General features: G+C 63.5%; 22 protein-coding genes, 1 tRNA gene and 4 pseudogenes. 14 read left to right on the plus strand and 13 right to left on the minus strand.

Features of this window, described 5'->3' with window-relative positions:
- Positions 1–205: 205 nt before the first annotated feature.
- The 5 genes from BVER_RS07885 to BVER_RS35160 all read left to right on the plus strand — a co-directional run bounded on the left by BVER_RS07885 (position 206) and on the right by BVER_RS35160 (position 3,248).
- A complete protein-coding gene (locus BVER_RS07885; RefSeq protein WP_050452821.1) occupies positions 206–415 on the plus strand; it encodes a hypothetical protein in 210 nt (69 codons plus the stop codon).
- Between the two features lie 49 nt (positions 416–464).
- Positions 465–1,076: a Qat anti-phage system associated protein QatB gene (locus BVER_RS29955; protein WP_502255021.1), complete on the plus strand. Its 612-nt coding sequence runs from the start codon at positions 465–467 to the stop codon at positions 1,074–1,076.
- Positions 1,077–1,169: 93 nt separating this feature from the next.
- Positions 1,170–2,489 carry a Qat anti-phage system QueC-like protein QatC gene (qatC, locus tag BVER_RS07895; RefSeq protein WP_198155194.1) on the plus strand — a complete coding sequence of 440 codons (1,320 nt, stop codon included), beginning with the start codon at positions 1,170–1,172 and terminating at the stop codon, positions 2,487–2,489.
- The gene (locus tag BVER_RS35155) at positions 2,486–2,917 is read left to right on the plus strand and encodes a TatD family hydrolase (RefSeq protein WP_198155195.1); all 432 of its coding nucleotides are present in this window, start codon (positions 2,486–2,488) and stop codon (positions 2,915–2,917) included. The genes qatC and BVER_RS35155 overlap by 4 nt, the downstream gene beginning before the upstream one ends.
- Positions 2,907–3,248 (plus strand): TatD family hydrolase, encoded by a 342-nt coding sequence (locus tag BVER_RS35160; RefSeq protein ID WP_198155196.1) that lies wholly within the window; start codon positions 2,907–2,909, stop codon positions 3,246–3,248. Before BVER_RS35155 ends, BVER_RS35160 begins: the two co-directional genes overlap by 11 nt.
- Before the next feature lie 132 nt (positions 3,249–3,380).
- Here BVER_RS35160 and BVER_RS07905 read toward each other — a convergent pair whose 3' ends face one another.
- The 6 genes and pseudogenes from BVER_RS07905 to BVER_RS07930 form a co-directional block, all read right to left on the minus strand.
- Complete coding sequence (locus tag BVER_RS07905) at positions 3,381–4,646, minus strand: site-specific integrase (protein ID WP_050452823.1); 1,266 nt, start codon at positions 4,644–4,646, stop codon at positions 3,381–3,383.
- Positions 4,544–4,903, minus strand: coding sequence for a DUF6538 domain-containing protein (locus BVER_RS35890; protein WP_369094821.1), 360 nt, complete (start codon positions 4,901–4,903; stop codon positions 4,544–4,546). The genes BVER_RS07905 and BVER_RS35890 overlap by 103 nt, the downstream gene beginning before the upstream one ends.
- 93 nt (positions 4,904–4,996) lie before the next feature.
- Positions 4,997–5,073: transfer RNA gene (locus BVER_RS07915), tRNA-Met, on the minus strand.
- 95 nt (positions 5,074–5,168) lie between these two features.
- A pseudogene (locus BVER_RS07920) lies at positions 5,169–6,829 on the minus strand (MFS transporter).
- Positions 6,830–7,060: 231 nt separating this feature from the next.
- On the minus strand, positions 7,061–8,332 hold the full coding sequence (locus BVER_RS07925; RefSeq protein WP_370444211.1) for a sensor histidine kinase: 1,272 nt from the start codon (positions 8,330–8,332) through the stop codon (positions 7,061–7,063).
- A 176-nt stretch (positions 8,333–8,508) separates the two neighbouring features.
- Complete coding sequence (locus BVER_RS07930; RefSeq protein ID WP_050452850.1) at positions 8,509–9,234, minus strand: response regulator transcription factor; 726 nt, start codon at positions 9,232–9,234, stop codon at positions 8,509–8,511.
- 266 nt (positions 9,235–9,500) lie between these two features.
- Between BVER_RS07930 and recA the strand changes: the two genes are divergently transcribed.
- The 8 genes and pseudogenes from recA (at position 9,501) to BVER_RS07970 (ending at position 18,057) form a co-directional block, all read left to right on the plus strand.
- Positions 9,501–10,571 carry a recombinase RecA gene (gene recA, locus BVER_RS07935; RefSeq protein ID WP_050452825.1) on the plus strand — a complete coding sequence of 357 codons (1,071 nt, stop codon included), beginning with the start codon at positions 9,501–9,503 and terminating at the stop codon, positions 10,569–10,571.
- A gap of 193 nt (positions 10,572–10,764) precedes the next feature.
- A pseudogene (gene recX, locus BVER_RS07940) lies at positions 10,765–11,513 on the plus strand (recombination regulator RecX).
- 124 nt (positions 11,514–11,637) lie between these two features.
- A complete protein-coding gene (locus tag BVER_RS07945) occupies positions 11,638–12,249 on the plus strand; it encodes a DUF2889 domain-containing protein (protein ID WP_050452826.1) in 612 nt (203 codons plus the stop codon).
- Between the two features lie 105 nt (positions 12,250–12,354).
- Positions 12,355–13,536 carry an ADP-forming succinate--CoA ligase subunit beta gene (gene sucC / locus BVER_RS07950; RefSeq protein WP_332309077.1) on the plus strand — a complete coding sequence of 394 codons (1,182 nt, stop codon included), beginning with the start codon at positions 12,355–12,357 and terminating at the stop codon, positions 13,534–13,536.
- A gap of 95 nt (positions 13,537–13,631) precedes the next feature.
- A complete protein-coding gene (gene sucD / locus BVER_RS07955) occupies positions 13,632–14,513 on the plus strand; it encodes a succinate--CoA ligase subunit alpha (protein WP_050452828.1) in 882 nt (293 codons plus the stop codon).
- Between the two features lie 104 nt (positions 14,514–14,617).
- Positions 14,618–15,334 (plus strand): annotated as a pseudogene (locus BVER_RS07960) (TerC family protein).
- A 115-nt stretch (positions 15,335–15,449) separates the two neighbouring features.
- Positions 15,450–16,046, plus strand: coding sequence for a pilin (locus BVER_RS07965; protein ID WP_050452829.1), 597 nt, complete (start codon positions 15,450–15,452; stop codon positions 16,044–16,046).
- 202 nt (positions 16,047–16,248) lie between these two features.
- Positions 16,249–18,057, plus strand: a complete 1,809-nt coding sequence (locus BVER_RS07970; protein WP_050452830.1) for a PglL family O-oligosaccharyltransferase — start codon at positions 16,249–16,251, stop codon at positions 18,055–18,057.
- A gap of 14 nt (positions 18,058–18,071) precedes the next feature.
- Here BVER_RS07970 and moaC read toward each other — a convergent pair whose 3' ends face one another.
- Positions 18,072–18,560 (minus strand): cyclic pyranopterin monophosphate synthase MoaC, encoded by a 489-nt coding sequence (moaC, locus tag BVER_RS07975; protein ID WP_050452831.1) that lies wholly within the window; start codon positions 18,558–18,560, stop codon positions 18,072–18,074.
- Between the two features lie 171 nt (positions 18,561–18,731).
- Here moaC and BVER_RS07980 point away from each other — a divergent pair, with 171 nt between their 5' ends.
- A complete protein-coding gene (locus tag BVER_RS07980) occupies positions 18,732–20,774 on the plus strand; it encodes a M48 family metalloprotease (RefSeq protein WP_050452832.1) in 2,043 nt (680 codons plus the stop codon).
- Here BVER_RS07980 and BVER_RS07985 read toward each other — a convergent pair.
- The 6 genes and pseudogenes from BVER_RS07985 to BVER_RS08010 form a co-directional block, all read right to left on the minus strand.
- Positions 20,771–21,340 carry a DUF2946 family protein gene (locus BVER_RS07985; RefSeq protein ID WP_050452833.1) on the minus strand — a complete coding sequence of 190 codons (570 nt, stop codon included), beginning with the start codon at positions 21,338–21,340 and terminating at the stop codon, positions 20,771–20,773. The two genes, BVER_RS07980 and BVER_RS07985, sit on opposite strands and share 4 nt — an antisense overlap.
- Before the next feature lie 2 nt (positions 21,341–21,342).
- Positions 21,343–22,440 (minus strand): YheT family hydrolase, encoded by a 1,098-nt coding sequence (locus BVER_RS07990; RefSeq protein ID WP_050452834.1) that lies wholly within the window; start codon positions 22,438–22,440, stop codon positions 21,343–21,345.
- 50 nt (positions 22,441–22,490) lie between these two features.
- The gene (locus BVER_RS07995; RefSeq protein WP_050452835.1) at positions 22,491–22,937 is read right to left on the minus strand and encodes a nuclear transport factor 2 family protein; all 447 of its coding nucleotides are present in this window, start codon (positions 22,935–22,937) and stop codon (positions 22,491–22,493) included.
- Positions 22,938–23,135: 198 nt separating this feature from the next.
- Positions 23,136–24,209 carry a lipopolysaccharide heptosyltransferase II gene (gene waaF / locus BVER_RS08000; protein ID WP_050452836.1) on the minus strand — a complete coding sequence of 358 codons (1,074 nt, stop codon included), beginning with the start codon at positions 24,207–24,209 and terminating at the stop codon, positions 23,136–23,138.
- Between the two features lie 161 nt (positions 24,210–24,370).
- The gene (locus BVER_RS08005; protein ID WP_050452838.1) at positions 24,371–24,568 is read right to left on the minus strand and encodes a zinc-finger domain-containing protein; all 198 of its coding nucleotides are present in this window, start codon (positions 24,566–24,568) and stop codon (positions 24,371–24,373) included.
- Between the two features lie 64 nt (positions 24,569–24,632).
- Positions 24,633–25,554, minus strand: a pseudogene (locus tag BVER_RS08010) (branched-chain amino acid transaminase).
- Positions 25,555–25,831: the final 277 nt, after the last annotated feature.

A 25,831-nucleotide genomic window follows, 5' to 3' on the forward strand; every position in this document is an offset into this window, starting at 1 on the left:
CTTCCGTTCGCTGGGCCTGCCGTCGGTCGGTCCAGCGCCGATCAACTGATCCGAACCGCCGTGTACGGACCCGTACGCACGGTGGTGTGGGAGGGGTCGGGCCGCGAGGCCTGCCCCTATCCCGATGCGCAGCATCCGAACCCTCGCGTCGCCAGCGGCCAAAGCGGCAATTCAATCCATTCCCGCGGGAGAGGCGTCTGGCGTCATGAGAGAGCTTGTCGCCGCGCTTAGGACACGTGCCGACTGGAAAAGCAGGCCGGAGGCTTTTACGGGAGCGCAACTTCTGGCCGAGGCCGACGCCGCGGCAGCGGCAGCGGCGGAGCTCACCGCGTTCCTGTTTGCCCTTCCCGGCCCGCGCGCGCCATGGATGAAAGCAGCAATCGAGGAGAAGGCGTGGTTCAAGGAGGGAGATTAAGTTGGGAACATCCACATCGAGCAGAGGGGCCAACAACAAAAGCCCATTGGTGCCGCCTTGGGCGGACGTCGACGGCGGCGGGCCGGGGCCAGAGCCAACGCCGAATCGGTTTAAGGGATTTCGCACTTCTCTCGGGCGGTTCGTCTCGAAGGGCGACGGGGGCGACCTGCGGAAAGCCCTTGGGGAATACGCAAGCAGGGCGACAGGCGGCTCCGCAGTCGGGCCGAGGCGTTTCGGCGCGATGGCCCAGGCAGCAGGCGGTCTATACGATGTCTTGGACGGATTTCGCAAAGACAGCGCTGCTCTGCCGATCGACTTGCGCGACCTGGCCGGCCGCTCGACGCGCGAGGCGATCAATGCCATTGTGGAAGCGCTGGTGCCGGAAAATGGCGATGGCGATCGCATTCGCGCTTCGTTGAATGAGGCTCTTTCGAGCTGCCTCGATGGCGAAGAAACGTTCGACTTCGATGCCATCACCGACGAGGTTCTGATGGACGTCATGGTTGCCTATGCGACCCAATGCGTGTTCGAGCAAATCGTGCTGGATTCGGATCGAGCTTTCAACAAGGCCGCCACGCCACAACAGGCGGAGGAGGCCGAAAAGGCGCTTTTCGAGCTGGTGAGGGCGGTGACGGAGAAGCATATGAGGCCCCCTGCTTGAAGACCGGTTGCAAGGCATGACAAACGAGCGCATGCAAGCGACTCAAATCGCCGCGACGCGCGAGGTTTGGCGTGAATGGGAGAATTACCAGCCATGATAGAAATCGACGTTCGTCCCGAAGCGGCAGACCTTCCGCCACCCAACGACCGACGGATTCCGGTGCAGCTCTACGGCGCGAGCGCCGCGAAGGACATGGGCGCAATCGGCGGATCTGTGATCGACCGGGTCTCTCGCATCGCCGCTCCTTTGGATCACGCGGCGTTTGATTTTTTGTCGCTATCGCTATCGCTTGCGGTCGCGGCCGCCGACACTTTCGCTGATCGCTCAGAGGCGGCTGACGGATGGGCTCGGGAAATAAATTTGGTGGTGGCGCTGGCTGATCCGGAGCGTTGGCGCCCCGCGCAGTCGCTGCTTGAGAAGGCGCTGCGCTTCCTTAGCGGCGACCAGTGGTCATTGCGGTTCGTGGAAGGCGGCAGGCCCCTGCCCGCCCCTCGAACGAGAGTTTCCAATAAGCTCGTCTTGGCGGATTGTCGAAGCGCCTGCTTGTTTTGGGGCGGTCTTGACAGCGCTATAGGCATGCTGGACCTTCGAGCCGAAGGCGAGCGGAGCGTGTTGATCAGCCACGCCTACACGCACGACGCGGGTCGCCAGGCGGAGATCCTGAATCGCGCGGGCGGCGCCACGCCGCGGCTTGCTCTGCACGCCAATCCGACAAAACGCTTGGATCACAACAATGACGTTCGGATGCGGACTCGCAGCTTCAATTTTTTCGCAATGGGCGCACTGGTCGCCGCCACCCTTTCGAAGAATTATTTGCAAGGGAAAGCCGTGCCGCTGTATGTCCCCGAAAACGGCTTGATTGCGATTAATTCGCCATTGACGAATCGACGCATTGGCGCGCTCAGCACAAGAACCACGCATCCGCATTACATGTTGCTCATTCAGCAAGTGTTCGACGCGGTTGGCCTTCCCGTGCGCCTTCACAATCCCTATGCAACGCTGACCAAAGGGGAGATGATTGCCGAGTGCGCAGACCAAGGCGCTCTGCGCAGTTTCGTTAGCCGGACCGTGTCTTGCGGCAAGTGGAAGCGCTCGGGGATTCAATGCGGAAGATGCGTTCCCTGTCTGATTCGACGCGCCTCGCTTTATCATGCGGGTTGGGAAGACCAAACCGAATATAAGGCTTCGTCGAAGAATCTTCGCGAAGTGCTCAAAGCAGGCAACGATTCGGACGATCTCATGGCCATGATTCTCGCGGCTCGACGGATGGATTCGCGCGACGTTTCATCTTGGATCGCGAAGACAGGGCCTTTGCCGAAGGACGCCGCGGAGCAGAAGGCGCTTGCGGATGTCGTCTCGCGCGGAATGGCGGAGGTTGCCCAGTATCTGCGGAGCGAGCAGTTGCCTGCATGAGCGCCATTGTTGACATGCATTGCCATCTGGATCTCTATCCAGATCCAGTCCGGGCGGTGAAAACTATCGCGGCAAGCAAGGAATATGTTTTGTCGGTGACGACGACCCCGAAGGCGTGGCGCGGCACGGCAAAACTGGCTGCCGGCTGCCCGCGAATCAAGACAGCGCTGGGGCTTCATCCCCAGCTCGCGAAAGAGCGAAGAGGCGAGCTCGCGCTTTTTGATCGCTTGCTTCCGGAGGCCCGTTATGTCGGCGAGATTGGTTTGGACGGGCGCCCCGCTTGCGTTTCGAGCTGGAATGATCAGGTCCACGTCTTCGAACACATTCTTTCTAGCTGCGCAGACCACGGGGGGCGCATTCTCTCTTTGCATAGCCGCGCCGCGGCCAGCGAAGTGCTGAATAATCTGGGCCAGCGAAGTGCTGAATAATCTGGAGCGCCACCCGGGCTTTGGGGTTGCCGTCCTTCACTGGTTCTCGGGCTCCCAGCGCGAACTTGCCCGCGCGGTTGAAATGGGATGTTGGTTCTCCGTCGGCGCGGCGATGTTGCGCGGCCAAAAAGGCCGAGCGCTTGCCGAGAGAATGCCACCCGATCGTGTGGTGACAGAGACGGATGGCCCGTTTGGCGCGACGTCCGGCCGCGCACTGGAGCCAGCAGAATGCGGCGCCGCGATCACCGTTTTGGCCTCCCTTTGGGGTGTTGATGAAGAAGGCACCAAGCGCAACATACTGGAGTCGTTTCGAGAGCTTGTGCGCATCTAAATTCAGGCACTCGGAAAAACCAAGTGAGCGAAGCCGAGCTAGCGCTTTGCTCACATAGGGTCGGTGGCCGAGCGCTGGCGAGGCCCGTCGCAAAGTCTCGCTGAATTGGCGAACGATTCATCGGATTGCCCCTCAGGCACGCAGACTCTTGGATAGCCAGTCGTTCCACAAGCCAGGCGAATAGCGCAATTGCCACAGATCTAACTCCGCGTAGCGCAGACGCGGCAGGGCGAGCTGGGCGAATTGCGCGGGGGTGTATTTGGCTTTATAGCGAGAAGCGCCCATGGACTCGGGCTTGTGCCCGATCCATTCGTCGATTTGAACGGGGTTGGCGTCATTGGCGTGCAGAGCCGTCTCGACGGTGTCGCGGAAGCTGTGAAAGACTTTCCGCCGAGGTCGATGCACTCCGACCTCAGGCAGGTGCTTCTCGTTGAAGTCTCGACTGATGTATTTCTCGCGCTTGCCCATTGAGTCCATTGGCAGGTGCGGAAACAACCTTGACCCGCCGATGTGGCGGACGTCCTCGGTGTAGTCGAGCAGGCCGATGCGAATCAGCTCGGGATGAATCGGAATCGTCCGCGTGGAGTCCGCGTTCTTCGTGCGCGTCGGATTCTCGCCGCGCGGATCGTGAACGATGCGCAAGCACGGAATGCCGTCGACCGGCTCCAAGTCTTGAAGTCGCAATTGGGCGATCTCATTCGCCCGGGCGCCCGTGAACAAGGCAATAAGCGGCGCCCAGAATTGGTGTGGTCGTTTGACCCGATTGTATCGGTCCGGCTCGAAAATGAGGCGCAATTCGTCGAGCGTGAAGGCCTCAGCACCGCCTTCGTCGGTTCGCGTGGGCGACGGTCGCGCGACGCCTTCCAGCGGATTGGGTCCGGCGTGCCGTCCGTTGCCAATCGCCCACTTCATGAACAGTTCGGCAGCGTTGATTTGCGCGCGGACGGTCTTCGGATGCAACGCCTTGCCGCCGGCCGTCTGAGCCAACAGACCCTCGGCGTAGCGGATGCATTGCGCTCTCGCGATTGAATGAACCATGGCGTCCGGGCCGCCGACGGCTCGCGCGAAACCCGCCAACGCAGTCGCGTAGGCCTTGCGAGTCGAGCCAGCAAGCGAGCCGAGATGCGACAGCCAAGCCGCAATCGCCTCGTCAAGGCGCTGAGGGACGTCGACAGGCGGCAGGAGCGAGCGTGGCGCGAGTCCGATCGCGGCCGCCAGCTCGTCTCGCTCGGCCAGTTGCGCCGCGGTTGGCTGGCCTGCCATGCGCTGGCCGACGCGAACCCGGGCGCGCTCGATCATGCCGGAGAACTCGCGCAGCTCTTCGGCTTCGCGCCCCGGCGTCGTTTCCAAGCGGTCGGCCGAAACGGAGCCGTCGGCGCCGATGCGGAGGCCTTCCACACGATCAGTTTTCGGATCGAATCCGCGTCAATGCGGTCTGGGTCAAAATGCGCGGCCAAGCGTTTCGCCTCCTCAATGATCGGACTCATCTTTGCCGATAGATGGTAAGCCAAGAGGCGGGCTGTCGTCGGGCTTTTCGTGTCGAGCGAGCGCTTGATTTCGGTTTGGCCGAGGGCGGCTCGAAGAGAGGCGGGGAGGACGAGGCGGAAGGAATAAACGCCGTGGCGGGAACGGCGGAGATGGGACGCAAGGCGCATGGGCTCACTCGGTTGAGAGTGGACCACCGCTTTGGACCCCCAGCGCAGCGCTGAAAAGAAAAAAGCCCTGACGAATCAGGGCTTTTTTGCATTTGGTGGCGAATCAGGGATTCGAACCCCGGACCTGCGGATTATGATTCCGTCGCTCTAACCGGCTGAGCTAATTCGCCAACAGAAGCGAAATTCTGGAGACCGCCGATGCCCCTGTCAACCCCTTTCGCGCGATTTCCTTAAAATCATCGCGAAAGGGGAGAAGGACGGCCGTTCAGTCCTCGTGATACACGTTCGACTTGCGCGTGTCCTTCACGAACAGCATGCCGATCACGAAGGTCGCCAGCGCGATCACGATCGGATACCACAGCCCCGAGTAGATATCGCCCCGGGCTGCGACGATCGCGAACGCGGTGGCCGGCAGGAAGCCGCCGAACCAGCCGTTGCCGATGTGATACGGCAGCGACATCGACGTATAGCGGATCCGCGCCGGGAACATCTCGACCAGCATCGCCGCGATCGGGCCGTAGACCATCGTCACGAAGATCACGAGGATGGTCAGCACGACGATCGCCATCGGCCAGTTGATCTGCGCCGGATCGGCCTTCGCCGGATAGCCCGCGCTCTTGAGCGTGCCGGCCAGCGTCTTGTCGAAGGTCGCGCTTTGCGCTTTCGCGTCGGCGGCCTTGCCGTCGTAAGTGTTCACGACCGTTTCGCCGACCTTGATCTGCGCCAGCGTGCCCGCCGGCGCCGCGACGTTCTCATAGTTCAGGCCGGCTTTCGACAGCGCGCTCTTCGCGATATCGCATGACGACGGAACTTCGACGTGCCGACCGGATTGAACTGGAACGAGCACTCGTCCGGATTGGCGATGACGACGATCGGCGACTTCTGCGTCGCGGTTTCCAGCGCTGGATTCGTGTAATGCGCCAGCGCCTTGAACAGCGGGAAGAAGCTCAATGCCGCGATCAGGCAACCCGCCATGATGATCGGCTTGCGTCCGATGCGATCCGACAGCGAGCCGAAGAACACGAAGAACGGCGTGCCGATCAACAGCGCCACGGCGACCATGATGTTCGCGCTGGTGCCGTCGACCTTGAGCGTCTGCGTGAGGAAGAACAGCGAGTAGAACTGGCCCGTGTACCACCAGACGACCGCCTGACCGGCCGTCAGACCGAACAGCGCGAGCAGCACGATCTTCAGGTTCTTCCATTCGTCGAACGCTTCGGTCAGCGGCACTTTCGACGTCTTGCCTTCCGACTTGATGCGCTCGAACACCGGCGATTCATGCAGCTTCATCCGAATCCACACCGACACCGCGAGCAGCAGAATCGACACGAGGAACGGGATGCGCCACGCCCATGCGCCGAACTGCTCTTCGCCGGTGATGGTGCGCACCGCGAGAATCACGATCAGCGAGATGAACAGGCCGAGCGTCGCCGTGGTCTGAATCCACGCCGTCCACGCGCCGCGCTTGTTCGATGGCGCGTGCTCCGCGACATAGGTCGCCGCGCCCCCGTACTCGCCGCCGAGCGCGAGACCCTGAAGCAGCCGCATCGCGATGAAGATGACCGGCGCGGCAATCCCGATGGTCGCGTAACCCGGCAAAAAGCCGATCAGAAACGTCGACAGACCCATGATCACGATGGTCACGAGGAACGTGTACTTGCGCCCGACCATATCGCCGAGCCGCCCGAACACGATCGCGCCGAACGGACGCACCGCGAAGCCCGCCGCGAAGCCGAGCAAGGTGAAGATGAAGCCCGCCGTCGGATTGACGCCCGAGAAGAACGTCTTGCTGATGTAGATGGCGAGCGATCCCGCCAGATAGAAGTCGTACCACTCGAAGACCGTGCCCAGCGACGACGCGAAGATGACCTTTCGTTCCTCCGCTGTCATCGGCGCGTGGGAAATGCGCCCCTCAACCGTAGCCATGAATCGTCTCCTTTTCGTCCTTGATGTCTTGGATATTCGGCTCCGTCGGCTCGCGCGCGCGAACCGGTGGAACGATTATTGGAACGAAAACTTACGGCGTTCTGACGTGTGCCAATCTGTTGCCGTCAGAATACGTTGAAGCATCGAGCGGACAACATACTGCTTCGTGCGTCTAACGCATAATGAATTTCGCTCAACGGAGCCGAATTTGCAATCCGAACAAAACTGACGCTAGGGTTTGTCCCGGCTAGGATAAACCCGCTGCAGGCTGACGCGGACCAGCGTTCCGGCCAGTCGCGGCGCTTCCTGATACACGTGATCCTCGATGGCGAGCGCGCCGCCGTGCATCGTCACGATCTCCTTGACGATAGCAAGGCCCAGACCGCTGCCGTCGCCCTCGCGCCCGAGAATGCGATAGAACCGCTCGACCACGCGCTCGCGCTCGGCGGGCGGAATGCCGAGCCCGGTGTCTTCCACTTCCAGATGCACGGTGTCGATGTCGTGTTCTTTCGTCCGCACGCGCACCGTGATGCGCCCGCCGCGCGGCGTGTAGCGGATTGCGTTGTCGATCAGATTCGACAGCATTTCACGCAACATCACGACATTGCCTTCCACTTCGATCGGATACGGCGGCTCCTCGTAACCGAGGTCCATGCCCTTGGCGAGCGCCGCCTGCACCCAGTCGCGCACGGCGGATCGCGCGAGCGTCGTCAGTTCGATGCGCGAAAAGATTTGTCCCGTGGCGCGATTCTCCGCGCGCGCCAGCGCCAGCAATTGCGTGACGAGCCGCGCCGCGTGCTCCGAACTCGTCGCGATCTGTTCGAGCGAGCGCTGCACGTCCATCGACACATCCTGACGCAGCGCGAATTCCGCCTGCATGCGCAAGCCAGCGAGCGGCGAGAGATCGTCCGGCCGCTGTGCGCGGATATTCGACTGCAACGCGTGCAGCGGCGCGAGCCCGCGCGACAGCCCGAACCACACGAGGATGATCGCGAGCGGCAGGATCACGAACTGCGGCAGGATTACGCCCTTGATGATGTCGTTGGCGAGCTGGCTGCGCTTGTCGAGCGTTTCGGCAACTTGTACGAGCACCGGCTGCGTGCTTTCGGGATCGCGTCCGGGCGCGAGTCCCGGCAGATCGACCGTCGTATAGGCGACGCGGATATTGTTGCCGCGCAGCACATCGTCCCGAAACTCGACGATGCCTGCCTGCGGCCGGTCGTCCTCGTGCGGCAAGGGCATGTCGCGATCGCCGCCGACCAGTTCGCCGCGCGTGCCGAGCACCTGAAAGAACACGCTGTCGACGTTGTCGGCGCGCAGGAAATCGCGCGTGGCGTCCGGCAGACGCAGTTCGGCGACGCCGTTGACCGGCTGAATCTGCCGCGCGATCACGTAGGCATCGGCTTCCAGCGCGCGGTCGAACGGCCCGTTCGCGATGGATTTGGCGACCAGATACGTCACCGCGATGCTCATCGGCCAGAGCAGGAGCAGCGGCGCGAGCATCCAGTCGAGAATCTCGCCGAACAGCGAGCGCGGATGCGTCTCGGTATCCGGCTCCAGTTCGTCTGGCGGCGCGAACGGATTGGCGTAGCGGGCGTCGCGCAGCGCGTCGGAATCGGCGCGCTTCCGGGCGATTCGACGACTCGCGCGATTCGGTGGAAGCGGGCGACGCCATGCGCTTACTTGTATTGATGGGCGGCGGCTTCGCCGGACGACTGCGCCGCGCCGTTCGTGGCCGCGCCCGCTTTCTCCAGCGTGTAACCGAGTCCGCGTACCGTGATGATCTTCGCGCCGCTCGGCTCGATCTTCTTGCGCAGCCGATGCACGTAGACCTCGATGGCGTTGTTGCTGACTTCCTCGCCCCACTCGCACAAATGGTTGACGAGTTGTTCCTTCGAAACGAGCCGGCCCGTGCGTTGCAACAGCACTTCGAGCACGCCGAGTTCGCGCGCAGACAGGTCGATCACCTGATCGACGATCGTCGCGATGCGCCCGACCTGATCGAACGACAGCGAGCCGTGTTTCACGACCGTCGGACCGCCGCCCGCGCCGCGTCGCGTGAGTGCCCGCACGCGCGCTTCGAGCTCGTTCAGCGCGAAGGGCTTGGCCATATAGTCATCCGCGCCGAGGTCGAGACCCTTCACGCGTTCGTCGACGGAATCGGCCGCGGTGAGGATCAGCACCGGCATCTGCGAATTGCGCGCGCGCAAGCGCTGGAGCACCTCGAGCCCCGGCATGAGGGGCAGGCCGAGATCGAGAATCAGCAGGTCGAAAGGCTGCAAAGAGAGGGCGGTATCGGCCTCGACGCCATGCTTCACATGGTCGACGGCGTATCCCGATTGGCGGAGTGATCGAACGAGGCCGTCCGCGAGTATGCTGTCGTCTTCGGCAATGAGGATTCGCATCGTGTGCGCCTTCGTGCGCATGGGAGCGCATCGGCATGGCCGGCCCGCTTGTGCCCGGCGCGGCGGTCTCCAGGTGTTCGTGGTTTTTGCGCGGTTCGCGCGGCGTGGAAAAAAAGCAGCGCCACGGCGATCGGGCTTGCAAAAACTACTGTTTTTTTATACAGTGTCTGCGTGAGTGGACCGGGACATTTTCCAGGCTCGATTGAGCAGCGGAAAAGCCCGTGAACACTGCCTCAGACGCCGTTCATCATAGCAAAGGACGATTCATGGAAGAAAGCAAGAAAGGCCCGGCTGGCATGACTGCAGAGAAGAGCAAGGCTTTGGCCGCAGCGCTCTCGCAGATCGAAAAGCAATTCGGCAAAGGGTCGATCATGCGGCTCGGCGCAGGTGAGGCGGTGGAAGACATTCAAGTGGTCTCCACCGGCTCGCTCGGACTGGATATCGCGCTCGGCGTCGGCGGCTTGCCGCGCGGCCGTGTCGTGGAAATCTACGGTCCGGAGTCGTCGGGTAAGACCACGCTCACGCTGCAAGTGATCGCGGAAATGCAGAAGGTCGGCGGCACGGCGGCGTTTATCGACGCCGAACACGCGCTCGACGTTCAATACGCGTCCAAACTCGGCGTGAACATTCCGGAACTGCTCATTTCGCAGCCGGACACTGGCGAGCAGGCGCTGGAAATCGCGGACGCGCTGGTGCGTTCGGGTTCCATCGACATGATCGTCATCGACTCGGTCGCGGCGCTCGTGCCGAAGGCGGAAATCGAAGGCGAAATGGGCGACTCGCTGCCGGGTCTGCAAGCGCGTCTGATGTCGCAGGCGCTGCGCAAGCTGACCGGCACCATCAAGCGCACGAACTGCCTCGTTATCTTCATCAACCAGATTCGCATGAAGATCGGCGTGATGTTCGGCAATCCGGAAACCACCACGGGCGGTAACGCGCTGAAGTTCTATTCGTCGGTGCGTCTGGACATTCGCCGTATCGGCTCCATCAAGAAGAACGATGAAGTCATCGGCAACGAAACGCGCGTAAAGGTGGTGAAGAACAAGGTGTCGCCGCCGTTCCGCGAAGCCATCTTCGACATTCTCTACGGCGAAGGCATTTCGCGTCAGGGCGAAATCATCGACCTCGGCGTGCAGGCCAAACTCGTCGACAAGGCGGGCGCCTGGTACAGCTACAACGGCGATCGTATCGGTCAGGGCAAGGACAACGCGCGTGAATTCCTGCGCGAAAATCCGGACATCGCGCGCGAGATCGAAAACAAGATCCGCGAATCGCTGGGTGTCGCTGCGTTGGGCGATGCCGTCGCCGTGAGCGCGGAAGCGGCCGACGAAGAGTAAGCATCGAAGCGTCATCACGATGCGTAATAGCCGGTTCGGATCGAAAGTGGGCGGGCAGAGCGGAAGGCTCTCCCGTTCCTTTGGTTCGAACCGCGCCTCAAACCGCGCATCAAGCGGCACGAACGATGAAGGTAGCGAAGTCGGCTCCGGCTCCGCTACCGACACACCCGATACTGGCGATCGCTCGAAGCGTCTGGAGCATGCTCGTAAGCTGCTGAAGCAGGCAGCCGAACAGCCGAAGTCTCCCGCAAACGCGCAGCCTCCCGAAAATGCACGCGCACCCCGCGCGGCGCCACTGCCTCATACCCCCGATCCCTTCGAAGACGCCGACCCGTTCGAGGCCTTCGAGCAATGCGCGCCGACTTCAACTTCAACCGAAGCCGATGCCGAAGACGCCAGCGAATCGGTCTACAGCCGTTCCAGCGAACGCAAGCGCAAACCCTCCGCGAAAGACGCCCGCAACGCCCGACGCCCGCAGCCGTCGCTCAAGGGACGCGCACTCGGTTACCTCTCGCGCCGCGAATACTCGCGCGCCGAACTCTCGCGCAAGCTGCGCTCCGCTCATACGCCGAAGAACCCGAAGCGCTCGACAAGGTGCTGGACGATCTCGAACGCGAAGGCTGGCTATCGAATGAGCGCTTCGTCGAAAGCGTCGTGCATCGGCGGGCATCGCGCATGGGCGGTGCGCGTATCGTCAGCGAACTCAAACGTCACGCCGTCGGCGACGCGCTGATCAGCGATACGGCGGGCAAGCTCGCGCAAACCGAAACATCGCGCGCGCAGGCCGTGTGGGAAAAGAAATTCGGCATGCCGCCGGAATCGCCGGCCGAGCGGGCCAAACAGGCGCGCTTTCTCGCCGCGCGGGGTTTTTCCAGCAGCACGATCGGCAAAGTGCTCAAGGGCGGGGACGAAGATTGGACAGACGAATTCGTCGAAGAATGAGCCGCGACACATCGCCGCAAAGCCCGTGAAATCGCGCCCGTTCCCACGATCAGGGATATCCCGGGCTTGAAATACCCAATATGCTAAAATTCAACGGTTTTCTCCGTTCCGGCTTTGATCCAGCATGCCTCTTTCCTCGCCCGTTTCCCGACAATTGCGCCACCGTCGCGCGATTCGGCTGGAAGCCTTCGAGCGAGACGACGCCCTCTGGGACATCGAAGCCTGTCTAACCGATGAGAAGCCGCGCGATGTTCCTCTCGCGTCCGGCGTTCGGCCAAATGGTCTGCCGATCCATCAACTCTGGCTGCGCATCACCATCGATCGCGAACTCACTATCGTCGACGCCGAAGCGTCGTCGGTGTGGGCGCCGTATGGTCGCCTATGCGCCGAGTCGAATTCGGCGTATCGCACGCTCATCGGACTCAATCTCTTACGAAGCTTTCGTCGCGAAGCCAATCAGGTGCTGCGCGGCGTCGTCGGCTGCACGCACATCACCGAGTTGTGCGGCGTATTGCCGACCGCGGCCATTCAGGCTTTTGCAGGCGACGTCTGGAATACGGAGAATGGTAGTCCTTTCACGACAGCGGACGCCGAAAACGGAGCGGCCGGCGAGCAGCCGCCGTTTCAGCTTGGCCGCTGTCACGCGTTGCGTTTCGATGGTCCGGCTGTCGAAGAGCATTTCCCGCGCTGGTTCGGCCACGAACCCGTGGAGCGGCAAAGCAGGCCGGACAAATAGCGCGCGCATCGCGCCAACCTGGCCGGAAGTCTTCCGGCATCCAAAAGATTCGATGGAGTCAGCAGTTCAAGCCAATCCAAATCGAAGTTCACTCCAACTCTCAGACTGAAGGAATCACGCATGAAGATTCACGAGTACCAGGGTAAGGAAATCCTGCGGAAATTCGGCGTCGCGGTCCCGCGCGGCAAACCCGTGTTCTCGGTGGATGATGCGGTCAAGGCCGCGGAAGAGCTCGGCGGCCCGGTTTGGGTCGTCAAGGCGCAAATTCACGCTGGCGGCCGCGGTAAGGGCGGCGGCGTGAAGGTCGCGAAGTCGATCGATCAGGTTCGCGAATACTCGAACCAGATCCTCGGCATGCAGCTCGTCACGCACCAGACCGGTCCGGAAGGCCAGAAGGTCAACCGTCTCCTGATCGAAGAAGGCGCGGACATTAAGAAGGAACTCTACGTCGGCCTCGTGCTCGACCGCGTTTCGCAGAAGATCGTCGTGATGGCGTCGAGCGAAGGCGGCATGGACATCGAGGAAGTCGCTGAAAAGACGCCCGAACTGCTGCACAAGTTCGCCGTCGAACCGGCGACCGGCCTGCAAGACAAGGACGCCGATGACCTCTCGCGCAAGATCGGCATCCCCGACGCATCGATCCCGCAAGCACGCGCGATCCTGCAAGGCCTGTACAAAGCGTTCTACGAAACCGACGCATCGCTCGCGGAAATCAACCCGCTGATCGTGACCGGCGACGGCAAGGTGATCGCACTGGACGCCAAGTTCAACTTCGACGCGAACGCGCTGTTCCGACATCCGGAAATCGTGGCTTACCGCGATCTGGACGAAGAAGATCCGGCTGAAGTCGAAGCCTCGAAGTTCGACCTCGCGTACATTTCGCTCGACGGCAATATCGGCTGTCTGGTGAACGGCGCGGGCCTGGCGATGGCGACGATGGACACCATCAAGCTGTTCGGCGGCGAACCGGCCAACTTCCTCGACGTCGGCGGAGGCGCTACGACCGAGAAGGTCACGGAAGCCTTCAAGCTGATGCTGAAGAACCCGAACCTGAAGGCGATCCTCGTGAACATCTTCGGCGGCATCATGCGCTGCGACGTGATCGCGGAAGGCGTGATGGCGGCGTCGAAGGCGGTGGACCTGAAGGTGCCGCTCGTCGTGCGCATGAAGGGCACGAACGAAGACCTAGGCAAGAAGATGCTGGCGGACTCGGGCCTGCCGATCATCTCGGCCGACAGCATGGAAGAAGCTGCGCAGAAGGTCGTCGCGGCAGCCGAAGGCAAGTAAGCGCACGCGCTTTCCTGTCTTAAACGAGCGTTCACCAGATACGAATGGCGGCGCGCGCTTGCGCGTTGCGACGCCAAACGAACAGAGGTCACTACATGTCGATTCTGATCAACAAAGACACGAAGGTCATCACGCAGGGCATCACCGGCAAGACCGGCCAGTTCCACACGCGCGCGTGCCGTGAATATGCAAACGGCCGCGAAGCGTACGTCGCGGGCGTGAACCCGAAGAAGGCCGGCGAAGACTTCGAAGGCATTCCCATCTACGCATCGGTCAAGGAAGCGAAGGCCGAAACCGGCGCGACCGTGTCGGTCATCTACGTGCCGCCCGCAGGCGCCGCTGCCGCGATCTGGGAAGCTGTCGAAGCCGACCTCGATCTCGCCATCTGCATCACGGAAGGCATTCCGGTTCGCGATATGCTGGAAATCAAGGACCGCATGCGCCGCGAAAACCGCAAGACGCTGCTGCTCGGACCGAACTGCCCCGGCACGATCACGCCGGACGAGCTGAAGATCGGCATCATGCCGGGTCACATCCACCGTAAGGGCCGCATCGGCGTCGTGTCGCGTTCGGGCACGCTGACGTATGAAGCAGTCGGCCAACTGACGGCGCTGGGCCTCGGCCAGTCGTCGGCGGTCGGTATCGGCGGCGATCCGATCAACGGTCTGAAGCACATTGACATGATGAAGATGTTCAATGACGATCCCGACACGGACGCCGTCATCATGATCGGCGAAATCGGCGGCCCGGACGAAGCGAACGCTGCGTACTGGATCAAGGACAACATGAAGAAGCCGGTCGTCGGCTTTATCGCGGGCGTCACGGCGCCTCCGGGCAAGCGCATGGGCCACGCCGGCGCGCTGATCTCGGGCGGTGCGGACACGGCCGACGCGAAGCTGGAAATCATGGACGCGTGCGGCATCAAGGTCACGAAGAATCCGTCGGAAATGGGCCGCCTGCTGAAGTCGGTCATCTAAAAGGAAACTTGCGACGGGGTTTGGTACTCTTACCGAATCCTTTCATCAAAGTTTGTCAAAGGCGAGGGAGCGCTGGCTTCCTCGCCTTTTTTCTTTCTCGTTCCATGCTCGAATTTTTCGCGACGCTCCATTGGGGCGCGGTGCTTCAGATCATCGTCATCGATATCCTGCTCGGTGGCGATAATGCCGTCGTGATTGCGCTCGCCTGCCACAATCTGCCTGATCGGCAGCGCACGCGCGGCATCGTGTTCGGCACGCTCGGCGCGATCGTGCTGCGCGTGCTGCTGATCGCGTTCGCCGTCGTGCTGCTCGATATCCCGTTTCTCAAGTTCGTCGGCGGCATGCTGCTGCTGTGGATCGGCGTGAAGCTGATGTAGCCCGATCACGACGATCATCAGATCGATGCCTCCGACAAGCTATGGTCGGCGGTCAAGACCATCGTCGTCGCCGATGCCGTGATGAGCCTCGACAACGTGATCGCCGTCGCCGTCGCGGGCGCGGCGGAAGCGGCCGATCCGCAGCATCGCTTCGTGCTGGTCGTGTTCGGGCTGATCGTCAGCATTCCGCTGATCGTGTGGGGCAGCACGCTGGTGCTGAAGCTGCTCGATAGGTTTCCGGTCGTCGTGCTGCTGGGCGCGGGTTTGCTCGGCTGGATCGGCGGCGGGCTGATCATCAACGATCCGTTTATCGACCGCTGGCCGGCGCTGAATACCGATTTCGTGATCTATCTGGTGCATGCGCTCGGCGCGGCGTTCGTCGTGTGCGTCGGCTGGCTGCTCAAGCGTCGCGCGCTCAACGCCGCTCGGCGCGCGACGAGCTGATTTCGTCCAATTTGCCTATGCCTTCCGGCTGACTGCCGGAATCGCGGCTTCCTCAATACGATCGAAGCGTCCTGTCCGCATTGCGCGGCGGGCGCTTTTTCTTATCGAGGTGGCAATGACGACAGTGGCTTTGGAAGTAACCGCGGCTGACGAGCAGCGCGGCGTGCGCGCATGGTTCAAGGGCGTGCAGGAAACGGCGGCGCGAGGGTTCACGCTGATCGAACTGATGATCGTGCTGGCGATCGTCGGCGTGATCGCGGCGTATGCGATACCCGCGTATCAGGACTATCTCGCGCGCAGTCGCGTGGGCGAGGGTTTGGCGCTCGCGGCATCGGCGCGGCTCGCGGTGGCGGAGAATGCATCGAGCGGCGCGGATTTCGCGAGCGGATACGCGTCGCCGCCGGGCACGCGTAATGTCGAATCGATTCATGTCGACAGCGACACGGGGCAGATCACCGTCGCCTTCACGACGCGCGCCGCGCCCGCGGGTTCGAATACGCTCGTGCTGGTGCCGTCCGCGCCGGATAACGCCGATGCACCGACCGCGCGCGTGGCGCTGGCGCGCGGATCGATCCAGGCGGGCACGTTGACGTGGGAATGTTTCGCGGGCGGCAAGGCGTCGTCGTCGCTGCCTGCGCCGGGCGCGGGACCGGCTCCGTCCGATGCGCCGACGCTCGCGGCCAATCTCGCGCCGCCTGAATGTCGCGCTTGACGGTCTAATGGCTTAACGGTCGGCGATGCGAACCCGCGCCGCCGCCGTAGCTTTCGATCGGCAAGGAACTTCCGCGCAATACGGGTATTGACTCAAGTATTTTGTGCAAAACGCCGGGTTTTCGTCGCAATTCCCGGCGTCTACCGGACAGCGCGAGCAAAGTTTTGTATAGTGCGCCGGTTACCGATGTTCCCAACTTTTCATGCCTTCTCAATACGCGCGTTATCTCTGCTTCGCCGTCCTGTGTCTCGCGTTGACGATCCCGTTCGGTGTCGTCAACCACACGTACCCGATTCCGACCTTCTACGCCGAATTCAGCGCGCTGGGACTGTATCTCGCGCTGGGCGCAACGGTCGCGCTGCTGGTGCGCGTGTCCGAGCCGCGCGTGCCGTTCGCATCGCCGACGATCGCGCTGATGCCGCTCGCGTTCGGATTGCTGCTCGTCGCGCAGACGGTGTTGCTGCCGGTCGCGCAACCGTCGATGAACTGGCTCGGCGGCGCGTATCTGCTGGCGTCGTTCATCGCGGTGCACACGGGTTTCGGACTCGTGCGCGCGGGGTTGTCGGAGAAGGCGTTGCGCATCGGCGCGGCGGCCTTGATGGTCGGCGGACTGTTCGCGGTGTTCTGCCAGATCGTGCAGTTGTTCTATCTGGAAGTGAAGTTCACGCCGTTCGTGGTCGCGTACAACGTGCTGGTCGAGCGGCGTCCGTTCGGCAATATGGCGCAGGCGAATCACCTCGCGACCGTGATCGCGTTCGCGATGGCGGGCGCGCTGTACTACGTGCAGACGCGTCGTTTGCCGGTGGTGCTGTGGATCGTGGTGTCGGCGGTGTATTCGCTCGGCCTGGCGCTGACGGTATCGCGCGGGCCGTGGTTGCAGACGGCGGTGATCATCGTCGGCGGATTCTGGATGGCCTTCGTGCAGGGCCGCAAGGTGGCCTCCGATGGCTTCGACGGTCCCGGCCGGCGCGATCTGCGCGCGTGGCTCATTCCGGTTGTGCTGGCGGTCGTGTTCTTCGCGGTCAACGCGGCGGTGCGCTGGGCGAACGTGCGCTACGACTTCGGGCTGGCGCAATCGGCGGCGGAGCGCATGCAGGACGCGAATCAGATCGCGCCGCGCCTCGCGCTGTGGAAATACGGCTGGACCATGTTCAAGACGCATCCGATGCTGGGCGTCGGCTGGGGCGAGTTTCCGCGCTATCAGTTCAATCTGGTGCGCGAGCTGGGCGGCGTCGAGATCGCGAACAACGCGCACGATATCTTCATCGATCTGCTGGCGAAAACCGGCGCGTTCGGCGTGGCGATCCTCGTGTTCGGCATCGTGCTGTGGCTGATTCGCGTGCTGCGCGCGCCGCAAACGCCGGCGCGGATTTTCGGGCTGTCGTTGTTGGGCGTGCTGATGATGCACGCGCTCGTCGAGTATCCGCAGCAGTACATGTTCTTCCTGATGCCCGCGATGCTGATCATCGGTTTGCTGGAGACGCGCGCGATCCGTCTGGTCGCGCGGCCGTTTTCATACGGGCTGTATGTGCTGCTCGTCGTGGGCGGACTGGTCGCGCTGTATCCGACGCTGCGCGATTACAATCGCGCGGAAGTGCTGTATTACGGCGCGCGTCCGGCGGAACAGTATCGGGACGATCCGTCGTTCCTGTTCACCGCGTGGGGCGAATACGGCGCGGCCACGCTGCTGCCGATGAACGCGCAGGATCTGGAGATGAAGCTCGCGATGCATCGCAAGGCCATCGCCTTGTTGCCGGGCGAAACCGTGCTGCGTCGTTATGCGGTCCTGCAGGCGCTCGCGGGCCAGCGCGAAGACGCGCTCGACACAATGGCGCGCCTGAAGATTTTCGCGACCGAACTGCACGACTGGCCGAAGCAACTGGCCTCCACGATGCAGATGACCGACGAGATCGGCAAGCCGCTGGCGTCGTTCAAGGCGGATCTGGTGAAGCTGTACGGGCAGCCGGCGGCGGGTGCGCAGGAGGATGATGAGGATGACGAGGAGGAGTGAGCGCGGGGGTGGCCTTAACGCTGCGCCACCCAATCCCCCGACTTCCCCCCATGCTTCTCCAGCACCTTCACATTGTTGATCGTCATTCCGCGATCCACGGCCTTACACATATCGTAGATCGTGAGTAATCCGATCTGCACGGCGGTCAGCGCTTCCATTTCCACGCCGGTGCGCCCGACCGTTTCGACGCGCACTTCGCAATGCACGCCGGGCAGCGCCTCGTCGATTTCGAACTCCACCGCGACGCACGTCAGCGCCAGCGGATGACACAGCGGAATCAGATCCGCCGTCCGCTTGGCGCCCTGAATCGCCGCGATGCGCGCCACGCCGAGCACGTCGCCCTTTTTCGCGCGGCCTTCGCGGATCAGCGCCAGCGTGGGTTCGAGCATCGCGATGGAACCGCGCGCCACCGCGATGCGCCGCGTTTCGTCCTTCGCGCCGACGTCGACCATGTGCGCTTCGCCGGCGGCATCGAAATGGGTGAGTCCTGACTCGACTGGCATGGCGTCTCCTTCTCTGCATCAAACGGGCGCTCATCTTACCAGCGCCGAATCGCGTCGTTTATCGCGAACGTGCCGCGAAAGCCGCGCGGACACCCGTCGCGGCCGGCACTTGATACGATAAGCCCGTTTCCGTTCTTCAGCCGACCGGCCTCGCCATGCCGGTCCAGCGCCATGCCGCCGAAGCGCCCGAGCCGTTCACTGATCGCCGTGCTGTGTCTGAGTCTCGCCGTGCCGCCCACGGCGCTGGCGCAGACGGGCGCGTCCGCGCCGTCGGCCGGTGTCAGTACGGGCATCGGCATGGGCACTGGCACCGGCACGCTCGCCGCCAGCGCGCTGCAATCGTCACATCAGAAAGATGGCGACGACGCCGTGCCCGGCAATGTCGCGGACGGCGTATTCGGCGTCTACGGCGGACGCGAAAGCCGCATCACCAACCGGCCCGGCGCGTTGTCCGGGCTGCGCGCGCCGCTCGCGTCGGTGCAGCTTCCCGACCTCGGCGACGGCTCCGGCGGCACGCTCTCGCCGCAGGCGGAACGCAAAGTCGGCGAACGGCTGATGCGCGACGTCCGCAGCGATCCCGATTATCTCGACGACTGGCTGATCCGCGATTATCTCGATTCGATCGCCGCGAAACTGTCGACGGCGGCGGCGATGCAATATCTCGGCGGCTATCGGCCGGACTTCGATCTGTTCGCCGTGCGCGATCCGCAGATCAACGCGTTTTCGATGCCGGGCGGTTTTATCGGCGTGAATACGGGGCTGATCGCGACGACGCAGACGGAATCGGAACTCGCGTCGGTGATCGGCCATGAAATGGGGCACGTGCTCCAGCGCCACATCGCGCGGATGATCAGCGCGCAGGAAAAGAACAGCTACGCCGCGCTTGCCGCGATGCTCGCCGGCCTGCTCGCGGGCGTGATGGCGCGGAGCGGCGATCTCGGCATGGGCATCGCGATGGGCGGGCAGGCCTTCGCCGTCGACAACACCTTGCGCTTTTCGCGCGCGGCCGAGCACGAAGCGGATCGCGTCGGCTTCCAGATGCTGACCGCCGCCGGCTACGATCCCTACGCGATGGCCGCGTTCTTCGAGCGTCTCGATCGTTCGACGATGGGCGACAACGGCGTGCCCGCCTATGTCCGCACGCATCCGCTGACGACCGATCGTATCGCCGACATGGAAGATCGCGCGCGGCGCGTGCCGTATCGGCAGCCGCGTCAGGCGGTGGAATATGCGTTCGTGCGTGCCCGCGCCCGCGTGCTGCAAGTGAATTACACGAGCGATTATCGCGAGGTCGCGAGCCGGCTGAAGTCCGAAATCGCCGATCAGACCGGGCTCAATCCGGCGGCGAACTGGTACGGCATCGCGCTCGCGCAATCGCTGATCGGTGATTACGACGCCGCGAACGACGCGCTGGCGAAATCGCGCAAGCTGTTCGAGGGCGAAGAGGCGAGCGAGGCGGCGGCGGCCGCGCAGGTGAAGAGCGAGCAGAAGGCGCAGCAGGCGAGCGCCAAAAGCGGTTGCGAAACACAATCCAAAACCGAAGCCGCATCGGCGGAAAGCCGCGCGAGCCTGCAAATCGCGGAGGCGTCCGCATCGAACGTCGCGGGCAGCGACGCGCGCGGCACGCTGACGCTGGGCAAACCGATCGCGCCGGATCAACCGGCATCGAGTCCGATCGCGGCATCGGGCGTCGCCCTTCCGCCGATCTTCGTCCACGCGCCCAACGCCGCCAAGCCACCGCCGCCGTCGACACAAGCGCCTCGCAGCACGCCGAGCCTCGATGTCCTCGCCGCCGATATCGCGCGTCGCGCGGGCCGTTACGACGACGCGATCCGCCTGGCCGACATCGCGCAGAAGCGCTGGCCGGAGTCGCACGCGGCGGTCGATGAGCATTTGCAGGCGCTGATCGCCGCGCATCGCTACGCGGACGCGCAGACGCTCGCGCGCCGGGAAACCCGCGCGGAGCCGGGCTTGCGCGACTGGTGGCTCTATCTCGCGCAGGCCAGCGCGGGTCTGAACGATCCGTTGCGTCAGCATCAGGCGATGGCGGAGAAACTCGCGCTCGACGGCGCGTGGCCATCGGCGATTCGCCAGTTGAAGGAAGCGCGCGACGTGAAAACCGCCAGCTTCTACGATCTGTCGACGATTTCGGCGCGTCTGCGGGAATTCGAATCGCGCTACAAGGAAGAGCGCGACGAGGAGAAAAACAGTTAGCGCGAAGCCGGGCTCGCGATAAAGCCGAAGCGCTGTTCGACGTCATCGCGCCGGATGGCTTGCAGCTTCAGGTCCGCGCCGCCGCGCCAGTGGAAGACGCCGCCGCGCGCGTCGTCGTCGAGCGTCGCGTGATTCGCGAACAGGTCGATATCGTGATCGTGCAGTGCGGCCACGCGAGCGGGCGTGGCATCGTCGGAAAACAGGATGCCGCCCGCGTCGTCGATCCACGCGTGCGCGGGCTCGAACGCCGCGCCGGTCTGATCCGCCAACTGCAACGCGCCGTCGATCTCCGACAGCCGCACGATCCACGGCGTATAGGCCAACTCGACATACACGCGCTGCGGCCCGTTCTGAAAGAACCACTGGCCGTCATCGTCGCGCTCGTAATTGCGGTTGATGAAGCCCAGCAGCGCCTCGTGCCGGATCGCCGTGCCCGGCGCGCCGGTCGCCTGCGCCGCCTCGTCGCGCATGCGCCACTGGCCGCGCCGGTCGAGCATCAGCCAGCCGGTGCAATGCGGGGGGACGTTGGGCCATTTGGCGAGCGCCTGCCTGGCGATTTCATCCATGACTAATCGCGTTCGTGAAACGTGTCGAAATAGCCGAACACGCGCATCGACAGCCAGTCGATCTTGCCCGGAAACGGCCCGGTCATGAAGCCGACGTGGCCGCCGTGATTCGGCTGATCGAGCGTGACGCGCGGCGACACTTCGGCGGGCGAGGGCAGCGCGAACTTGGGCAGAAACGGGTCGTTGCGCGCGTTCAGCACCAGCGTCGGCGACGCGATGCGCTTCAGATGCGCGCGGATGGTCGCGGTGGACCAGTAGTCGTCGGTATCGCGGAAGCCGTGCAGCGGCGCGGTCACCACGTTGTCGAACTCGTACAGCGTGCGGGCGGCGAGCACGGCGTCGCGATCGTACAGGCCGGGAAACTGACCGAGCTTGGCGAGTGCCTTGGTCTTGAGCGACTTCAGGAAGCTGCGCGTATACACCATGCCGAAGCCTTGCGAAATCGCGCGGCTGCCGGCGTGGACATCGAGCGGCGCGGAAATCGCCGCCGCCGCGCGGATGATCGATGCATCGGCCACACTCGATGCCCGCGTGCACAGCCAATGCAGCAGCACATTGCCGCCCAGCGACACGCCCGCCACGAAAATCGGCCCGCGATGCACCTCGGCCAGGCGTCGCAGGATCCAGTCGGCTTCGGCGCTGTCGGCCCGGTGATAGAAGCGCGGCAGCAGGTTCATCGGCCCGCTGCAGCTGCGAAAATGCGGCACCACGCCATGCCAGCCGCGTGCCTGAGCGGCGGCCATCAGCGTGCGGGCGTAGTGGGAATCGGAGTTGCCTTCGAGGCCGTGGAACAGCACGAAGAGCGGGGCGTCGGCGGCGGGCGCGGCGGCGGAATCGTGCGCGAGCCAGTCGAGGTCGATGAAATCGTCATCGGGCGTAGTCCAGCGCTCGGGCCGGTAACTCACCGATGGCTTGCGTCCGTAAAGCGCGGGAATGATGGTCTGCGCGTGGCCCGTCGGTAGCCAGCGCGGCGCGGCGTACAGCCATTGCGCGGCGTCGCCCAGTACGCGGCCGGTCTCGCGCGCGGCATCTTTCAATGCCACGGCGGGCGCTTTGTCCACGAACGACGAATCGTGTTTCAACAACGGATCGCGCTTCATGGCACCTCCCCGACAAACGTCTTGTTCTAGCGCTTCAATACTTCATTGCGTCAATGCAACGGACCCTGACCGTGACGCATCTTCACCGCGAACTGGCCGGCGGTTTCCATCGGCATTTCGCTCGCGTGGATATGCGCGATGCGCCATTCGCCGCGCTCGTGGACCATCACGTAGGTCGTGAAGATCATGCGCGGCGTATCGACCGGATTGGCCGGCTGATGCGCCTCGGCGATCGCGTACACGACGGTCCCGAGACTGTCGTAGACGCGGATATCCAGCGGCTCGATGGTCACGGCGTTCGCCTCGAGCTGCTTGGCCAGACCCGCGCGGATATGCTCCAGTCCGTGCAGATGCGTGCCGTCCGCGCAGATGCAGGTCGCGAACTCCTCGTCGATCCACAGCGACATGATGCTGTCGAGGCTGTTGTCCGCGATCGCCTGATAGTAAGCGTTCAGCGTATCGGCGGCGGCTTCGAAGAGGCGGGCGAAACGTGGCATGGCTCGTGGGTCTCTGGCTGTCGCTGCGAAGCGTCACCGGGGCCTGCTGACGGTGATGCCGCGCATCGGTCATGGGTCAAAGCATGCCTCCCTTCGGAGACATTCGCGTGTCCGCGTCCGCACACACGGCCCGAGGCCGTCGGATGAATGCGGATGCCGGCGGGCGGCGTCGCACGTAACCGCACGAAACGGACGATGCTAGCGATGCGCCAGCAGCATGCCGCGCAGATCGGCGAACACCTGTTCGGCGGAAAGCTCGCGCAGGCAGTTCAGATGGCCGAGCGGGCATTCGCGGGCGAAACACGGACTGCATTCAAGGTGCAGCCATTGTACCCTCGCGAGATCGGACAAGGGCGGCGTGTGGCGCGGATCGGTCGAGCCGTACACGGCCACCAGCGGCCGGCGCAGCGCCGCAGCGACGTGCATCAGTCCGGAATCGTTGGTGACGACGGCCGAGGCGCGCGAGATCAGCGCGCACGCTTCGCCGAGCGATGTCTGTCCGCACAGGTTGCGTACGTTCGGCGCGCGTTCCGCGATGGCCTGGGCGATCGGCGCATCCTTCTTCGAGCCGAGCGCGACGATGCGCGCATACGGGAACGACTGCGCGACGAACTGCGCTAGCATCGCGAAATGCTCGGGCGGCCAGCGCTTGGCCGGGCCGTATTCCGCGCCGGGGCAGAATACGACGAGCGGCGTGCGCGTATCGAGATTGAAGCGCGCCGACACGCGCGCGGCTTCGTTCGGATCGGCGTCGAGGCGTGGCACCGGCAGCTGCTGCGCGTCGGGCTGCGCGGCGGCAGCGGCTTGCGCGTGGCGGTCGATGAACGGCAGCTTCGCGCCGGGCGCATAGGCGAGCGCGGCGTAGTGCGCCGTCATCGGCGGACGATCGGTCTTCGGCGGATTCGGGTGACGCACGTTGAGCAGCCCGAAACGGTTTTCGCCCTTGTAGCCGATGCGCAGGTTGATGCCCGCCATCCACGAAATCAGCGCGGATTTCATCGAGTTGGGCAGCACGTAGGCGGCGTCGTAGCCGACATCGCGCAGATCGCTCGCGAGTTGCCAGCGGCGCAGCAGTTGCAGCTTGCCGTGGGCCAGGTCGGTCGCGTAGACGTCGCGGATTTCCGGCATGCGCTCCAGCACGGGCGCGACCCACGAGGGCGCGATCGCGTCGATGGCGATGCGCGGATGCAGCTTCCTCAGCAGGGAAAACAGCGGCTGCGCCATCAATGCGTCACCGATCCAGTTCGGTGCTATTACCAGCGCACGGCGCATCTGACAGGTTCCGATCTCAAAATATGAACGCGGCTTCCGGCGTGGACGCCGGGGAGTCGTCGAGTGGGTGGGGTGTTAGCGGGGCGCGCGATATTCCGGCCCGCTCGATGAAGCACCGCGCGATGCGCCGTCCGGCACATCGCGAGGGGCCGGCGTCACGCTCAATGAGCGCCCTTGATGACTTCGCCGTCTTTCAGCTTGTAGCGCGTGCCGCAATAGGGGCAGCGCGCTTCGCCGTGCGTCACGTCCAGAAACACGCGCGGATGCGCGCTCCAGCGCTGCATCTTCGGGTTCGGGCAGAAAGCGGGCAAGTCCTTGGCGGGCAGTTCCACCAGCGGCATTTCCTTCAGGTCGCTCATTGCTATCTCTTTGTGTTGTGCATGCGGGGAAAGCGGCAAGCGTCATGGCCTGCCGCGATCGGCTTCAGACTTTCGCGAGCCAGCTCGCGTACTTCTCGTTCTTGCCGCCGACGACATCGAAGAAGGCGCTTTGCAGCTTCTCCGTGATCGGGCCTCGTGCGCTGGAACCGATAGTGCGGTTGTCCAGTTCGCGGATCGGCGTGACTTCGGCGGCGGTGCCGGTAAAGAACGCTTCGTCGCAGGTATAGACCTCGTCGCGCGTGATGCGTTTCTCGATGACCGGAATGCCGAAGTCGCGCGCCAGCGTGATGACCGTGTCGCGTGTGATGCCGTCGAGGCACGAGGCCAGATCCGGCGTATAGATCTTGCCGTTGTTGACCGAGGAAGAAGTTCTCGCCCGAGCCTTCCGACACGTAACCGTCGACGTCGAGCAGCAGCGCTTCGTCGTAACCGTCGGTGACGGCTTCCTGATTGGCGAGAATCGAGTTCACGTACCAGCCGGACGCCTTCGCGCGCACCATCGACACGTTCACGTGATGGCGCGTAAACGACGACGTCTTCACGCGAATGCCCTTGGCCAGCCCGTCTTCGCCGAGATACGCGCCCCACGGCCGCGCCGCGATGGCCACGTGGATGGTGTTGCCCTTGGCCGACACGCCGAGCTTTTCCGAGCCGACCCAGATGATCGGGCGGATATAGCAGGATTCCAGCGCGTTCGTCTTCACGACTTCGAGTTGCGCGGCTTCGAGCGTCGCGGCATCGAACGGAACGTCCATCTGGAAAATCTTCGCCGAGTTGAGCAGGCGCTTGGTGTGCTCCTTCAGGCGGAAAATGGCCGTGCCCTGCGCGGTCTTGTACGCGCGCACGCCTTCGAACACACCCATGCCGTAATGCAACGTGTGGGTCAGAACGTGGATATTGGCGTCGCGCCAATCGACCAGCTTGCCATCCATCCAGATCTTGCCGTCGCGGTCGGCCATTGACATACGGTTCTCCTAGCTGTCTCGTTCAAGTGATTTCGGGCGCGCCGGGTGCATTTTTCCTGCCGCCGGCAGCGTGGCGCATGTTTCGGCGATGTTCCCGGACGCTCGACTGCGCGCGGGCAGGAATTGTCCGAAAGCCAGCGAAAGACCGTCATTTTAGCGTGATTTCGCGGCGAAACCGATCTTGGCGCGCCTTACGCGACGCTATAATTTGCCTTTTGCCGGTCATTTTTCGGCGGATTCTTCCTTGGCCGATTTTTTCCGGGGCGTTGCGCGTTCG

The organism is Candidatus Burkholderia verschuerenii, from assembly GCF_001189365.1.
Taxonomy (GTDB): domain Bacteria; phylum Pseudomonadota; class Gammaproteobacteria; order Burkholderiales; family Burkholderiaceae; genus Caballeronia; species Caballeronia verschuerenii.